This is a genomic window from Pseudoalteromonas sp. SWYJZ19 (assembly GCF_015864375.1).
Lineage (GTDB): Bacteria > Pseudomonadota > Gammaproteobacteria > Enterobacterales > Alteromonadaceae > Pseudoalteromonas > Pseudoalteromonas arctica.
In genome coordinates this window covers 1-14446 of the sequence record NZ_JADYXI010000025.1, presented here as the reverse complement: position 1 = coordinate 14446, position 14446 = coordinate 1, and the positions used below count along the sequence as shown (strand labels likewise).

The window sequence follows — 14446 nt, the reverse complement described above, 5'->3', positions numbered from 1 at the left end:
TTAATTATAAATCGCTTGCACTTGTATCAAGTGGGGCAAAGCTTTTAATTAAATCATCAACCGCTTTCATTTGCGTTAAGTATCCTTCTAACTTACTAAGCGCTAGCGCACATGGGCCATCGCATTTAGCTTCGTTAGGGTTTGGATGCGCCTCAATAAATAAACCTGCAATACCTAGCGCCATACCGCTACGTGCAAGCTCTGCAGCTTGTGCACGACGACCATCAGCAGAGTCAGCTCGTCCACCAGGGCGTTGTAGCGCATGTGTTGCATCAAAAATAACAGGCGCCATTGCTTTCATGTCATCCATACCCAGCATATCAACCACTAGGTTGTTGTAACCAAAGCTAGAACCACGCTCACAAAGTGCGATGTTATTATTACCCGCTTCATTAAATTTAGTAATGATGTGGCGCATTTCATGCGGCGCTAAAAACTGTGGTTTTTTCACGTTAATAATTGCACCTGTTTTAGCCATCGCCACAACTAAATCTGTTTGACGTGCTAAAAAGGCTGGTAACTGAATTACATCAACAACTTCAGCAACAGGTGCTGCTTGATGCGGTTCATGTACATCAGTAATAAGCGGTATGTTGAAAGTCTTTTTAATCTCTTCAAATATTTTTAAACCTTCTTCCATACCAGGACCACGGTACGAATTGATTGAAGAACGGTTAGCCTTATCAAATGACGCTTTAAATACATAAGGAATATTGAGTTTCGTCGTAACTTCTACGTAATGCTCTGCAACACGCATTGCTAAATCACGAGATTCTAATACGTTAATACCACCAAACAATACAAACGGTTTGTTGTTTGCTAGTTCAATTTCATTAATTTTAATAATTTGGTCTTTCATTTAAATTCCTTACGGTGCAACTGCTTGCATCATTAATCCACAAATATAAGCCATATAAGTACCCACACCATAGCCCAGTACAGCTAACAGGACACCAACAGGCGCAAGCGAAGGGTGAAATGCTGATGCTACAACAGGTGCAGACGCTGCACCGCCCACATTAGCCTGCGAGCCCACAGCCATATAAAATAACGGTGCTTTAATTAGTTTAGCTACTACTAACATTATGCTTGCATGCACTAACATCCAAATGGCACCAACTAAAAATAACCCTGGGTTATTAAAAATAGCGGTTACATTCATATGCAAACCAATCGATGCAACTAAAATATACAAAAAGCTAGAGGCTACTTTTGAAGCGCCAAACGCTTCTATTTGTCTCACTTTAGTAAACGATAAGCCTATGCCAATCGTTGTTGATATAACAATTAGCCAAAAGAATTTACTGTTTAAGCTGTACTCTTTTGCCCACTCATAAGTAGTGCCAAAGTACGGACCTAAAAAGTCAGCACAAAAATGCGCTAAACCGGTTATACCAAATGCAATTGCAAGCAGCGTCATGTAATCGTTAAGAGTAGGAATACGTGCGTGTTCAGCATGATAGGCTTCAACACGTTTTTTTAAATCTTCAATTGCGCTTGTATCAGCACCCGTAGCTGCATCAATCTTTTTATGGTTTGCTGCCATTAACAATAAAACAGCCATCCAAATATTCGCGACTATTACATCTACTGTAATCATTACAGAAAATATATCACCACCAACTTCAAACATCTCTTTCATTGATGCTTGGTTAGCACCACCGCCAATCCAGCTACCCGCAACGGTTGTCATACCGCGCCATACTGCATCGGGCCCATGACCACCAACAATACTTGGATCAAATGCACTCACGACTAAAATAGCTAATGGCCCACCAATAACAATGCCCAATGTACCCACTAAAAACATAATGAGCGCTTTAGGGCCTAAGTTAATAATAGCTTTTAAATCAATACTAATGGTAAGCAGTATTAAACAAGCAGGCAGTAAGTAGCGCGAAGCCACATAATAAACATTGGATTTATTACCATCTACAATACCAAAGGTATTTAATAACGAAGGTAAAAAGTAACACAGTAGTAAAGCAGGTACGTATTTATAAAATCGTTTTAAAGCTGGACGCTCACTGTTTGAGGTTTTAAAAATAAACCCCAAAATAATAGCAAGCAAACCAAGCACAACGGCATCATTTGTAATTAATGCGCTTTGAGTTTCAACCATAATTATTCCTATTCTTAATGGTGCGTTTTATTATTATCTTCTAGTTCTTCTATTTGGTGTTGAATAATCTCTATTGCAGGATCGTCCGGACACTCATCGACAAAAAACTGTAAATCATCACGTGCCATTTTAGGGCAACCGAGCTGATTTAATAAGTAACCTCTGTCGCGTCTCTCATACGGGTCGTCGCCTATTAGCTCCATTAGCATCTCTACACAGGTCAAAGCATGACCAAATTTGTTTTCGCTAATGAAAGACCATTTTTGCTGAGCTAAAAATAGCTTATATACTTCGTCATCAAAAATTAACTCTAAAGGCTCTTGTTCTTGCCCATCATCTTCATCTGCGTTTTCAGGGATGATATACCAGCTTTGTTGCCCGCTGCTTGGCTCAATTATGTAGCCCTCTTCATCACTTATCGCCACATGAACACCAACATCACCCAGCGTAAGACTAAGATTTGCATCAAAGTTAGCTTGTTGTAAAAAGTGACAAAGTATAATTGCAAGCGTTGTTGGTGAGCCACTACGCATAGAAAGCGTATAGCTTAATGTATTTAATTTGTATTCTGGCACTTTTAAGCCTGAGGCACTAAATAGCCAATCGCTGTAAAACATATCTAATAATTTTTCGAAGCGATCGTGCTCATCACTCACTTTTAAACACAGCGCTGAAATTTGCTGTTCAAAGTCAGTTAAAGTTTCATAACATGGTGTTAAATCTATCTGAGGGTCCCATTTTGACTCTGCTTTAATACAGCGGTAAATCGCTGGAGGTGTAAATTCATCGTAAGCATCATCAAGATAAGATTCATCGTGTTCGTCAAACCCGAGGGTAGTCATTAATACTGCAACATTTTAGAAAACGAAGGCGTAGTTTACCTAACTTTAAAGCTATATACCAATATAGAGATGTTTTTGAATATTTTCTGAGAGGGAGTCGTATTTGAGCTTTATAAAACAACTATAAAGCTCAAATAGTCAGGTATTACTTATAGCAAAAAAGCTGATTTAGACGTCGCTAAATAACCTATCGCTAAAATAACAGCAGTGTTAACTAAAACGTAAGCAACTTTAGCCGTCATTTTAGTTTGTCTGGCGCTTTTAGCCCCAATACCAATATATATAACCACTAAAACTATTTTTTCTAATAGCCAAGATTGTTCAAACGGGTTAATTTTAGCCATAAATATAAGCGTAAGTGCAGACACTAATAGCAAAGTATCTATACTATGACTACCAATCATTACCGCTTTATTTTTTGCTAATTTACCACTGCCCATTCGCGAAAATGCGCGAACATAAAATAAAATCACACTCAACATCGCAATTGCCATGTGTGAATGCTTTACTGCTAAATAATCCATATGCCCCTGTACTTCTGTTTTATAAAAATTTAATCAGGAAAACGGTTAAGAACCGCTTCTAACTCATCAAGCTTCTCGTTAAATACTTCAACCAATTTTGGTTCAAAGTGTGTGCCTTTTTGAGCGTTAATTTCATCAACTACGTTTTGCAGTGTCCAAGGTTCTTTATAGCATCGTTTATGGCGAAGTGCATCGTATACATCAGCAAGTGCAACTATACGACCAAATACATTAATTGCGTTTCCGCTTAAACCTTGTGGGTAACCAGAGCCATCCCATTTTTCATGATGCTCTTTTGCAATAATTGCGCCTGCACTAACAATCTCATGCGGCGAGTCTTTTAAAATAGTATAGCCTTTATCAGTATGGGTTTTCATCACTTCCCATTCTTGGGCGTCTAACTTTGCTGGTTTATTTAATACCGCATCAGGAATGCCCACTTTGCCTACATCATGAAGAGGCGACGCCAACCTTACTAAATCAGCATCATGCTTAGATAAGCCATACCCTTGTGCCAATATATGACAAATATGTGCTACACGCTTAACATGATTACCCGTTTCTGTTGAGCGTTGCTCTACCGCTTCACTTAACCTGTAAACAAGCTCTTGTTGCGTTGCTTCTATTTCAGACTGAAGTTGTACATTTTCAAACGCAAGTTGCACGTTTTGAGAGAAAATCTTAATTAAATGGCGCTGAGTATCCGTTAAATCCTTTGGAATACCTGATATAAATAGCATCGAATTATGATTGTATTCACTGCTACAATACGCAAATAAGTAGTTATCTTTATAAATAATGCTTTTTTCATTAAGCGCCTGATGACATGCACTTAATTGTTCAGCTTGTAATACCTCATCGAGCTCTTTACCTTCACTTTTTTCAAAGTCACCGGTACCCGAGCAAACAATTAATTTTTTATTATTTTGTGCTTCAGGATTTTGCGCAACTAAAGTAGTTGCATACATAGCTTGATCAGCAATACCGAGTAAAGAAGTTAACTGCTGCATAACGCCTTCAATAAAGTGCTCTATTGAATGCGCAGAAAAAATATCACGGGACGCTATAATTATTTTCTCAAGCCCTTCGCGTGACTGCTCAATCGAAATAATATCCCGATACGAACGCAGGCTCGACATAATAACAGTAAATAACTTTTGAGCCGTTAGCTCTGTTTTAGATTTGTAATCGTTAATATCATAATTAATAATTACTTGTCGTTCAGGTGCTTGACCAGGTTGACCCGTTCTTAAAATAATTCGAATATGATTATTTTTAGCTTCTTCACGAATAAACTTAGCAACTTGCAAACCGGCATCATCGGTCTCCATTACTACATCAAGTAGTACAATGGCTGCATCTGGATGCTCTTTCACAAGCTCTTTTGCTTCAGCACCTGAGTACGCACTAATAAATTCTAAGCGTTTATTTTGAAACTCAAAATCACTCAACGCTAGTTTTGTAACAGCATGAACTTCAGGTTCATCATCAACGATTAATACTTTCCAGGTACCGAGTTCAATCTCATTGATTGCTTCTTCTGGCTCATCTGAAAATAAAAAATCACCCATCATAGTCGAAATTCCTTCATGGCATTATTTAACGCACTAGCAGGCAATTATTATTCTTTAGGGCCACTGTGCAAACGTTACACGGTCATTATCACCAAAGTCTTTCACTGTTTTAATATCCACAAATGCCATTTTTTTGAAGAAATGACGAACAGCTTCACCTTGCTCAAAACCGTGTTCTATTAAAAGATAGCCACTAGATAACAAATAGTCACGTGATTGTGTAATTATTTGTTTAATATCAGACATTCCACAATCATCAGCCACTAATGCCGACAAAGGCTCAAAGCGCACATCGCCCTGATTTAAATGTATATCACTGCTTTCAATATAAGGCGGGTTGGTAACAATTAGGTTGAATTTCTCACCATGTAACTCGCTAAACCAGTTGCTTTGCTTAACGTGAACGTTATTAATAGCCAATCGCTGCTGGTTACGTGTAGCCAGTGCAACTGCATCGCTTACTCTATCTACTGCAATAATTTGCCAATTAGGCATTTCACTACCAAGGGCCAGTGCGATTGCACCAGTACCCGTGCCTAAATCAAGCACTTTAGCTGTAGCAGGTACAGCCACTTCAAGTGCTTGTTCTACTAACGTTTCAGTATCTGGTCGAGGTATTAAAGTTGTTGCGTTAACTTCAAGCGATAAGCTCCAAAATTCACGTTGCCCCGTAATATGTGCAACAGGTTCACCGTTTAAACGTCTTTGGCAAAATGTATTAAATTGCTGTTGTTGTTCGGCATTAAGCGCATGCTCTGGCCAAGTAAAAAGGTAACTGTGAGGTTTTTGAAGAATATGTAGAAGTAAAACTTGTGCGTCTAATTTAGCACTTTCGCTGCTAGGTGCTAATAAATTAGCGCCTGCAGCAATAGCTTGTTCAAGAGTTTGGCTCACGATTACTCGTCGCCCATAGCCGCTAATAAGTCAGCTTGATGTTCTTGCATTAATGGGTCAATAACGCAGCTTAAATCACCCGCTACCACTTCATTCAAACGATAAAGTGTTAAGTTAATACGGTGATCGGTAATACGACCTTGTGGGTAGTTATAAGTACGGATACGTTCAGAACGATCGCCACTACCTACTAAGTCACGACGTTCAGATGCTTCTGCCGCATGGCGCTTTTCATCTTCAGCCTGTTGTAAACGTGCTGCAAGTACTGACATCGCTTTAGCACGGTTTTTATGCTGTGAACGTTGATCCTGACACTCAACCACAACACCGGTAGGTATATGTGTAAGTCGAATAGCAGAATCTGTTTTATTAACGTGCTGACCACCTGCGCCTGATGCACGAAATGTATCAACTTTTAAATCTGCGGTATTAATTTGTATCGCTTCTGCCTCTGGTACTTCCGCCATTACCGCAACAGTACACGCAGAGGTATGAACTCGCCCTTGTGACTCAGTTTCTGGCACACGTTGTACGCGGTGTACACCTGATTCAAACTTTAATTGACCGTAAACGCCTTCGCCACTAATATTTGCAATAACTTCTTTGTAACCACCGTGCTCACCTTCATTGGTGCTCACAACTTCTACTTTCCATTTTTTAGTTTCTGCATAGCGGCTGTACATACGGAATAAGTCGCCAGCAAAAATAGCCGCTTCATCACCGCCTGTTCCAGCGCGTACTTCAACAAACACGTTGTTATTATCTCGCGGATCTTTTGGCAACATTAATACTTGAATTTGATCTTCAATTGCCAAAATTTGTGCTTTAGCTTCTTTATATTCTTCTTGCGCCATTTCACGCATTTCAGGGTCAGAATCTTTAAGCATTTCTTCTGCACTGGCTAAATCATCTTGCGTTTCTTTGTAAGTTAAAAACGTTTTTACAATCTCTTCAAGCTCAGAGTATTCTTTTGAAAGCCCACGAAAACGATTTTGATCACTAATGACCGACGGGTCGCTTAGTAGCGCTTGTACTTCTTCGTAACGCTCTACTAAGGTTTCTAATTTATTATAAACAGACTCTTTCATTTAACGGTTATTCCTGATCAATACCTAACATTTTTTTCAACTGGTTTAGCTGCGCCACTTCACCTTTTTTCGCTGCGTCTTGTATTGCACGGGTAGGCGCGTGCATTAAGCGATTGGTTAATTTATTGGCGAGCTCTAATATAATTTTTTCTGCATCTTTACCTGTATTTAGCTGACTAACAGCACGCTCTACAAGTTCTGACTTAATTGTTTGTACATCATTTCGATAATGGCGGATTAAATCTACCGAATCGAGTGAGCGCATCCACATTGCAAATTCTTTGGTGCGTTCAGTAATAATTATTTGCGCTTGCTGTGCAGCTTGCTCACGCGCTGCCATATTCTCGCTTACAATGGTTTGTAAGTCATCAACGGAATATAAATAGGCAGCATCTAGCTCACCTACTTGGCTTTCTATGTCGCGCGGAACCGCAATATCTATAAATAGCATAGGCTTGTGACGGCGCTGCTTAAGCGCTTGCTCAACCACCCCTTTACCAATAATAGGTAAAGTACTGGCGGTAGAACTAATGACTATATCGGCTTCATGTAAACGTTCTGGTAACTGTGCAAGTGCGATAACATCTGCAGACACTTCATCAGCAAGGCTGCGAGCACGTTCAATTGTTCTATTAGCTACCGTTATTTTTTTAGGCTCATTTTGATATAAATGTTTAGCAACCAGTTCAATGGTTTCACCAGCACCAATCAATAACACATTGGTTTGATCAAGCTTGCCATAAATATGTTTTGCTAAATTAACAGCCGCAAATGCAACCGACACGGCACTTGCGCCTATATTTGTTTCAGTGCGAACTTGCTTCGCTACCGAAAAGGTTTTTTGAAACAACCTATCAAAAGTAACCCCTATTGCATCGTGGGTTTTAGCACTAAAAAACGATTGCTTTATTTGCCCTAAAATTTGCGGCTCGCCTAACACCAAAGAATCCAACCCACACGCTACGCGCATTAAGTGGTTAATGGCGTCATTACCTTCATGGCAGTACATATTGCTGCTCAGTTCATGTTCATCCAAACCATGGAAACTGGCAAGCCACGTTAACAGTGTTTGGGAATTTTGCTGAGCGAGGCTACAATAGATCTCGGTTCGATTACAGGTAGACACAATAACCGCTTCATTAAAGTCGGCATGGCCGCTTAATTGTTGCAACGCCTCTGAAATTTGCTCAGGCGAAAAGGCCACTTTTTCACGTAATTCTACGGATGCGGTTTTGTGATTTATACCTAGTGCTATTATGGTCATATTTGCCAAATATTGCTGAGCCCTACTTCAAAGGCGGTAATTTTACCAAAAATCAGCGGAATATGGAAAGTAAGGAACAACATTTGATTCGACAATATTTGATTTTATTCATGTTTTTTTTGTTTTTAGGTGGCTGTGCTCATCAAATTGATACAAAAACAACACTTTATGATGATTGGAAACCACGTTTAGCTGCTCAAAAAACTTGGCAGGTCGAGGGTAAACTCGCGTTTATTAGCCCACAAGAGCGTCAATCTGCAAACTTAAATTGGCAGCAAACAACAAATTCCAATAATTTAATACTGACTACCTTTATTGGTACGCGTATTTTGTCGCTTAAACAAACAGCAAACGGTGCTGAATTAGAATTTGACGGCGATGAGTACTTTGATACTAACGCTTCAGAGCTTTTAAAGCGCTTAACGGGTTTTACACTCCCTGTTGATAATGCCGATAATTGGCTTAAAGGGACTATTGATGACCAAAGTTTAGTTGTTGATGAGTTAGGCCGCGCAAAGCAAGTATTATGGTTTGATAATACAGGCAAAAAATGGCAAATAGATTACGGCACTTACGTACAAAACGCAGGTTACTGGTTACCAACTAAACTGACGCTAAAGCATCAACAAATAAAAATTAAGATTCAACTCTACGATTGGCAATTTAAATAAACATGAATAACAAAACCTCTTTTTCCCTTATTGCTCCGGCAAAACTCAATTTATTTTTACATATAAATGCTCGCCGAGAAGATGGCTATCATGAACTAGAAACCTTATTTACTTTTTTAAATTTTGGTGATGAATTGCATTTTGAGCTAACAACAGACGGTGGTATTTCTGTCGGGGGTGATACTAAAGACATACCCCTAAATGATAATCTCATCTATAAAGCGGCTTTATTATTACAAACACACTGTAAAACCTCTTTAGGTGTAAAAATAAATTTAATTAAACGCTTACCGATGGGCGGAGGTGTTGGAGGTGGTTCATCCGACGCCGCAAGTACTTTATTAGCGCTAAATAAATTATGGAAATTAGAACTAAATTTAGAAATTCTAGCCCAATTAGGACTTAAATTAGGGGCTGATGTTCCGGTGTTCATACAAGGGCAAAGCGCCATAGCGCATGGTATTGGTGAGAAATTACACCAGGTAAAACTTGAACAAAAATGGTACTGCGTTGTACACCCAAACCAACATGTAAGTACTGCAAAAATATTTACACATCCAGATTTAAAACGCGACACACCAAAAATAATAGGCGATTGGAAACACCATACTTTAACCAACGATTGTGAGCCTTTAGTTAAAAAGCTTTGCCCCGAGGTTGAAAAAACCCTCCAGTGGTTGCTAAAATACGCACCGTCGAAGATGACCGGAACAGGTTCATGTTGTTTTGTCGAATTTGCTAGTCAAGTTCAAGCACAAGATGTACTTGAAAATCTCCCCCATACTTGGCAGGGTTTTGTGGCTTCAAGCGCAAATGTCTCACCTGCTCATACGGAGTTAACCGCCATATTCGATCAATGAAGTAACGTACAAGTAATCATAAGTTAACTCGCAGTGGTATTTATCATTGCCCGTTAGTCCAAATATTCAGTGCCTGAGGAACCCTACCGTGCCTGACATGAAGCTCTTCGCTGGTAACGCAACACCTGAGTTAGCTCAAAAAGTTGCAAAACGTTTATATATTGAATTAGGCGATGCTGTTGTTGGCCGTTTTAGCGACGGTGAGATCAGTGTTCAAATAAATGAAAATGTTCGTGGCTCGGACGTTTTTATCTTGCAATCAACCTGTGCCCCTACAAACGATAACCTAATGGAACTTATCGTTATGGTTGATGCTCTACGTCGTGCATCTGCAGGTCGTATTACTGCCGTCATTCCTTATTTTGGTTATGCGCGCCAAGACCGTCGTGTACGTTCTGCCCGTGTTCCAATTACCGCTAAAGTTGTTGCCGATTTCTTATCAAGCGTTGGTGTTGACCGTGTTCTTACGGTTGATTTACACGCTGAACAAATCCAAGGCTTCTTTGATGTACCAGTAGACAACGTATTTGGCAGCCCTGTATTACTTGAAGATATGAAAGAACGCGACTTTGAAGACGTCGTTGTTGTATCTCCAGATATTGGTGGTGTTGTACGCGCACGTGCAATTGCAAAACTACTAAACGATACCGATTTAGCAATCATTGATAAACGTCGCCCTCAAGCAAACGTTTCTCAAGTAATGCACATTATTGGTGACGTTGAAGGTCGTGATTGTATTATCGTAGATGATATGATTGATACCGGTGGTACGTTATGTAAAGCCGCAGAAGCACTTAAAGAACATGGCGCTAAACGCGTATTTGCATACGCAACGCACCCTATTCTTTCAGGTAAAGCAGCAGAAAACTTACGTGACTCGATGATTGACGAAGTAATTGTAACTGACTCAATTCCGCTATCTGACGAGCTTAAAGCCCTTGATAAAATTAAGGTACTTACGCTTGCTGACATGTTAGCAGAGACTATTCGTCGTATTAGTAACGAAGAATCTATCTCAGCGATGTTTGAACACTAAAATTAAACATTCCTGAGTATAAAAGCGCCTTTTGGCGCTTTTTTTGTAAGCGATGTTTATTTTGTCTGGGCGTGGTGGTATGATAGCGCGCCTTTTGGCTAGGGACCTTGGTCGCAAAGGCCCTACACATTTTAATAACTGGAGACATCATGTCTAACAAAACTTATACATATAACGCTGAACTTCGCGTAGAAACTGGTACTGGTGCGAGCCGCCGCCTACGTCGCGAAGACAAAGTTCCTGCAATCCTTTACGGAGCTGACAAAGAAGCTTTATCTCTTACTTTTGCTCATAAAGATATGATCAAAGCACAAGAAGACGAAGGTTTTTACACGCATATCCTTACGCTTAACGTAGATGGCGAAGCTGTTGAAGTAATCTTAAAAGATATCCAACGTCACCCATTCAAGCCTAAGCTTACTCACCTTGATTTCCAACGTGTAGATGCTACTCATAAATTTCAAACTAAAGTTCCTCTTCACTTCATCGGTGAAGATATTGTAACTAAAGCTGGCGCAACTGTTGTTCACCAGTTAACTGAAGTTGAAATTACGTGTCTTCCAAAAGCACTTCCAGAATTCATTGAAGTAGATGTTTCTAAGTTTGTTGTTGGCGATTCTGTTCATATTTCTGACCTTACTTTCCCTAAAGGCGTTAGCTCTGTAGATTTAGGTAAAGGCGAAGGCCATGATCAGTCTATCCTGACTATCAAAGCAAACAAAGCAGCTCCAGTTGAAGACGACGCTGCAGCAGCAGAATAATTTTTAAGGTCTCGCAACCTTGAATTCTATTCAAATGCTTGTGGGCCTGGCTAATCCAGGCCCCGAATACGCAAACACACGCCACAATGCAGGTGCTTGGTTCATCGAGCAAATCGCTGCACGCTACAACTGCACCCTAAAATACGATCCTAAATATCACGGCCTTACAGGCAAAGTGATCATTCAAGGCCAAGAATTCAAATTATTGATCCCCACTACTTACATGAATTTAAGTGGTAAAGCGGTCGGTAGTTTAGCTAATTTTTTCAAAATCCCTGTCGAGGACATTTTAGTTGCCCATGACGAATTGGATTTAGACCCAGGCGTTGCCAAGTTAAAAAAAGGCGGCGGGCATGGCGGTCATAATGGTTTAAAAGACATTATTGCAAAAATGGCAAATCAAAAAGACTTTATGCGCTTGCGCATTGGTGTAGGTCATCCGGGGCATCGTGAAATGGTTACTGGTTGGGTGCTTGGAAAAGCGGTCAAAGCAGACCAAGAAAAAATGGATGCTGCTGTTGATGAAGCAGTTCGTTGCATGGAAATACTTGCAAAAGATGGTGTGTTAAAAGCACAAAACAGACTACATTCGTTTAAACCCTAGTAACTTGGGTCCAAGTACACCGTTTAAACGAATTCTAAACAAGGTATCTTACTATGGGTTTTAAATGTGGCATCGTTGGCTTGCCTAACGTTGGTAAATCAACGCTTTTCAATGCACTAACTAAAGCGGGTATTGAAGCCGCTAACTTTCCTTTTTGTACCATTGAGCCTAATACAGGTGTGGTACCTGTGCCAGATCCTCGTCTAGACGAACTTGCTAAAATAGTTAATCCTCAACGAGTTCTTACCACCAGTATGGAATTTGTAGACATTGCTGGCTTAGTAAAAGGCGCATCTAAAGGTGAAGGCCTTGGTAACCAGTTTTTAGCTAACATTCGTGAAACCGATGCAATTGGCCACGTAGTTCGCTGTTTTGAAGATGAAAACATCATCCACGTAGCAGGCACTATTGACCCTGCTGACGATATTGACGTAATCAACACTGAGTTAGTACTTGCTGATATGGATAGCGCTGAAAAAGCCCTTTTCCGTAATTCAAAAAAAGCAAAAGGTGGCGATAAAGACGCTAAAGAGCAAAATGCTGTACTTGAAAAAGTAAAAGTGCATCTTGACGAAGGCTTAACTTTACGTGGTCTAGCACTAACTAAAGAAGAAAAAGCAGCAATCAGCTCTATTAACTTCTTAACGATTAAACCAACAATGTATATTGCAAACGTTGCTGAAGATGGTTTTGAAAATAACCCATACCTTGACCGCGTACGCGCTATTGCCGCAGCTGAAGATGCGATTGTTGTTCCTGTATGTGCCGCTATCGAGTCTGAGCTTTCAGAACTAGATGACGAAGACAAGCTAGAGTTTATGGCTGATCTTGGTCTAGAAGAGCCAGGTCTTAACCTTGTTATTCGTGGTGGTTATGAATTACTACAATTACAAACTTATTTCACAGCTGGCGTAAAAGAAGTACGCGCATGGACAATCCCTGTAGGTGCAACAGCACCACAAGCAGCGGGTAAAATCCATACCGACTTCGAGCGTGGCTTTATCCGTGCGCAAACTATTGCTTTTGACGACTTTGTTGCCTTTAAAGGTGAGAGTGGCGCAAAAGAAGCAGGTAAGATGCGTCAAGAAGGTAAAGAGTACATTGTTAAAGATGGCGATGTAATGAACTTCTTGTTCAACGTATAAGTACAAATTAAACCAATTTCACTTGGTAATAATTTTTAAAGGCTCGTTTTTACGAGCCTTTTTTGTATTTAAGCATTATAAAAATAATAATTAGCCTCAACTAGTCTATCTTTGTAATATCGCTTAATTAAAGAAGTACAGGGTTAATTAAGATTCCGCGCCTTAAAGGCAGCTAAAAAAACAGCATTTTTATTAAATTTTAGCCTGTTAGCTTAATTTTCCTGCAAACAAACACAGTTAAGTGTTTTTTTGCAAAAAAGGTGTTGACGAATTTGGGTCATATCAGCATAATACGCCCCGCACTCAGCGATGAAGTGCTAACAAAAAAAGATGGCTAAGTAGCTCAGCTGGTTAGAGCACATCACTCATAATGATGGGGTCACAGGTTCAAATCCCGTCTTAGCCACCAGTATTTTTTTGTTGCTCAATGAAGAGTTTAAAATAACTACCTTGTGTGCGGGAGTGGCGGAATTGGTAGACGCGCTGGATTTAGGTTCCAGTATCTTAGGATGTGAGAGTTCAAGTCTCTCCTTCCGCACCATAATTCTTGATAAGAATTAAAACTATCAATTGTTATTGTTGGGATATCGCCAAGCGGTAAGGCACCAGGTTTTGATCCTGGCATTCCCAGGTTCAAATCCTGGTATCCCAGCCAACAATGGCTAAGTAGCTCAGCTGGTTAGAGCACATCACTCATAATGATGGGGTCACAGGTTCAAATCCCGTCTTAGCCACCATTTCTTCTTTTAGAAATGGCTCTGCAAGAGTTAAATTGCAGCTCAATGAAGAGTTTAAAATAACTACCTGTACTTTATTGTACAAACGATGCGGGAGTGGCGGAATTGGTAGACGCGCTGGATTTAGGTTCCAGTAACTTCGGTTGTGAGAGTTCAAGTCTCTCTTTCCGCACCATTTCTTGATAAGAAATAAAATTATCATTAATTCTTTGTTGGGATATCGCCAAGCGGTAAGGCACCAGGTTTTGATCCTGGCATTCCCAGGTTCAAATCCTGGTATCCCAGCCAACTTCTTCTACCAAGGAAAGTTGGATAAAAGAATTG

At 40.0% G+C, this 14446-nt stretch carries 14 protein-coding genes and 6 tRNA genes; 12 read left to right on the top strand and 8 right to left on the bottom strand.

Going from position 1 to position 14446, the window contains the following annotated elements; genetic code table 11:
* Positions 1 to 4: 4 nt before the first annotated feature.
* From kdsA to hemA, 8 genes are all read right to left on the bottom strand, one after another.
* Positions 5 to 859: a 3-deoxy-8-phosphooctulonate synthase gene (kdsA, locus tag I6F45_RS18705; protein ID WP_007583968.1), complete on the bottom strand. Its 855-nt coding sequence runs from the start codon at positions 857 to 859 to the stop codon at positions 5 to 7.
* Between the two features lie 9 nt (positions 860 to 868).
* On the bottom strand, positions 869 to 2122 hold the full coding sequence (locus I6F45_RS18700; RefSeq protein WP_007583967.1) for a DUF819 family protein: 1254 nt from the start codon (positions 2120 to 2122) through the stop codon (positions 869 to 871).
* A gap of 14 nt (positions 2123 to 2136) precedes the next feature.
* Complete coding sequence (locus tag I6F45_RS18695; RefSeq protein ID WP_007583966.1) at positions 2137 to 2964, bottom strand: tetratricopeptide repeat protein; 828 nt, start codon at positions 2962 to 2964, stop codon at positions 2137 to 2139.
* 149 nt (positions 2965 to 3113) lie between these two features.
* A complete protein-coding gene (locus tag I6F45_RS18690; RefSeq protein WP_197141587.1) occupies positions 3114 to 3488 on the bottom strand; it encodes a SirB2 family protein in 375 nt (124 codons plus the stop codon).
* A gap of 29 nt (positions 3489 to 3517) precedes the next feature.
* A complete protein-coding gene (locus tag I6F45_RS18685; protein ID WP_007583964.1) occupies positions 3518 to 5062 on the bottom strand; it encodes a response regulator in 1545 nt (514 codons plus the stop codon).
* 54 nt (positions 5063 to 5116) lie between these two features.
* The gene (prmC, locus tag I6F45_RS18680; RefSeq protein ID WP_165740489.1) at positions 5117 to 5956 is read right to left on the bottom strand and encodes a peptide chain release factor N(5)-glutamine methyltransferase; all 840 of its coding nucleotides are present in this window, start codon (positions 5954 to 5956) and stop codon (positions 5117 to 5119) included.
* Positions 5957 to 5958: 2 nt separating this feature from the next.
* A complete protein-coding gene (gene prfA / locus I6F45_RS18675) occupies positions 5959 to 7044 on the bottom strand; it encodes a peptide chain release factor 1 (protein WP_024593863.1) in 1086 nt (361 codons plus the stop codon).
* A gap of 7 nt (positions 7045 to 7051) precedes the next feature.
* The gene (gene hemA, locus I6F45_RS18670; protein WP_197161629.1) at positions 7052 to 8308 is read right to left on the bottom strand and encodes a glutamyl-tRNA reductase; all 1257 of its coding nucleotides are present in this window, start codon (positions 8306 to 8308) and stop codon (positions 7052 to 7054) included.
* Positions 8309 to 8391: 83 nt separating this feature from the next.
* Between hemA and lolB the strand changes: the two genes are divergently transcribed.
* The 12 genes from lolB to I6F45_RS18610 all read left to right on the top strand — a co-directional run bounded on the left by lolB (position 8392) and on the right by I6F45_RS18610 (position 14410).
* Positions 8392 to 8979 carry a lipoprotein insertase outer membrane protein LolB gene (gene lolB, locus I6F45_RS18665; RefSeq protein WP_197141581.1) on the top strand — a complete coding sequence of 196 codons (588 nt, stop codon included), beginning with the start codon at positions 8392 to 8394 and terminating at the stop codon, positions 8977 to 8979.
* A 2-nt stretch (positions 8980 to 8981) separates the two neighbouring features.
* Entirely contained in the window at positions 8982 to 9839 is an 858-nt protein-coding gene (gene ispE, locus I6F45_RS18660; protein ID WP_010554716.1) for a 4-(cytidine 5'-diphospho)-2-C-methyl-D-erythritol kinase, read from the top strand.
* An 88-nt stretch (positions 9840 to 9927) separates the two neighbouring features.
* Positions 9928 to 10875 carry a ribose-phosphate pyrophosphokinase gene (locus tag I6F45_RS18655; protein ID WP_007583957.1) on the top strand — a complete coding sequence of 316 codons (948 nt, stop codon included), beginning with the start codon at positions 9928 to 9930 and terminating at the stop codon, positions 10873 to 10875.
* 149 nt (positions 10876 to 11024) lie between these two features.
* Positions 11025 to 11636, top strand: coding sequence for a 50S ribosomal protein L25/general stress protein Ctc (locus I6F45_RS18650; protein ID WP_008171830.1), 612 nt, complete (start codon positions 11025 to 11027; stop codon positions 11634 to 11636).
* A gap of 19 nt (positions 11637 to 11655) precedes the next feature.
* Positions 11656 to 12240, top strand: coding sequence for an aminoacyl-tRNA hydrolase (gene pth, locus I6F45_RS18645; protein ID WP_165740491.1), 585 nt, complete (start codon positions 11656 to 11658; stop codon positions 12238 to 12240).
* Positions 12241 to 12293: 53 nt separating this feature from the next.
* Complete coding sequence (gene ychF, locus I6F45_RS18640; protein ID WP_007583951.1) at positions 12294 to 13385, top strand: redox-regulated ATPase YchF; 1092 nt, start codon at positions 12294 to 12296, stop codon at positions 13383 to 13385.
* Between the two features lie 332 nt (positions 13386 to 13717).
* A tRNA-Met gene (locus tag I6F45_RS18635) sits at positions 13718 to 13794 on the top strand.
* Between the two features lie 47 nt (positions 13795 to 13841).
* Positions 13842 to 13926: transfer RNA gene (locus I6F45_RS18630), tRNA-Leu, on the top strand.
* Between the two features lie 39 nt (positions 13927 to 13965).
* Positions 13966 to 14040: transfer RNA gene (locus I6F45_RS18625), tRNA-Gln, on the top strand.
* Between the two features lie 5 nt (positions 14041 to 14045).
* A tRNA-Met gene (locus tag I6F45_RS18620) sits at positions 14046 to 14122 on the top strand.
* A gap of 90 nt (positions 14123 to 14212) precedes the next feature.
* Positions 14213 to 14297: transfer RNA gene (locus I6F45_RS18615), tRNA-Leu, on the top strand.
* 38 nt (positions 14298 to 14335) lie between these two features.
* A tRNA-Gln gene (locus I6F45_RS18610) sits at positions 14336 to 14410 on the top strand.
* Positions 14411 to 14446 lie beyond the last annotated feature (36 nt).

What these genes read in the sequence shown, in the direction of transcription:
- prfA (WP_024593863.1), bottom strand. Translation starts at nt 7,044, where the DNA reads ATGAAAGAGTCTGTTTATAATAAATTAGAAACCTTAGTAGAGCGTTAC.
- I6F45_RS18700 (WP_007583967.1), bottom strand. Translation starts at nt 2,122, where the DNA reads ATGGTTGAAACTCAAAGCGCATTAATTACAAATGATGCCGTTGTGCTT.
- I6F45_RS18650 (WP_008171830.1), top strand. Translation starts at nt 11,025, where the DNA reads ATGTCTAACAAAACTTATACATATAACGCTGAACTTCGCGTAGAAACT.
- ispE (WP_010554716.1), top strand. Translation starts at nt 8,982, where the DNA reads ATGAATAACAAAACCTCTTTTTCCCTTATTGCTCCGGCAAAACTCAAT.
- I6F45_RS18685 (WP_007583964.1), bottom strand. Translation starts at nt 5,062, where the DNA reads ATGATGGGTGATTTTTTATTTTCAGATGAGCCAGAAGAAGCAATCAAT.
- ychF (WP_007583951.1), top strand. Translation starts at nt 12,294, where the DNA reads ATGGGTTTTAAATGTGGCATCGTTGGCTTGCCTAACGTTGGTAAATCA.
- kdsA (WP_007583968.1), bottom strand. Translation starts at nt 859, where the DNA reads ATGAAAGACCAAATTATTAAAATTAATGAAATTGAACTAGCAAACAAC.
- hemA (WP_197161629.1), bottom strand. Translation starts at nt 8,308, where the DNA reads ATGACCATAATAGCACTAGGTATAAATCACAAAACCGCATCCGTAGAA.
- I6F45_RS18690 (WP_197141587.1), bottom strand. Translation starts at nt 3,488, where the DNA reads ATGGATTATTTAGCAGTAAAGCATTCACACATGGCAATTGCGATGTTG.
- I6F45_RS18695 (WP_007583966.1), bottom strand. Translation starts at nt 2,964, where the DNA reads ATGACTACCCTCGGGTTTGACGAACACGATGAATCTTATCTTGATGAT.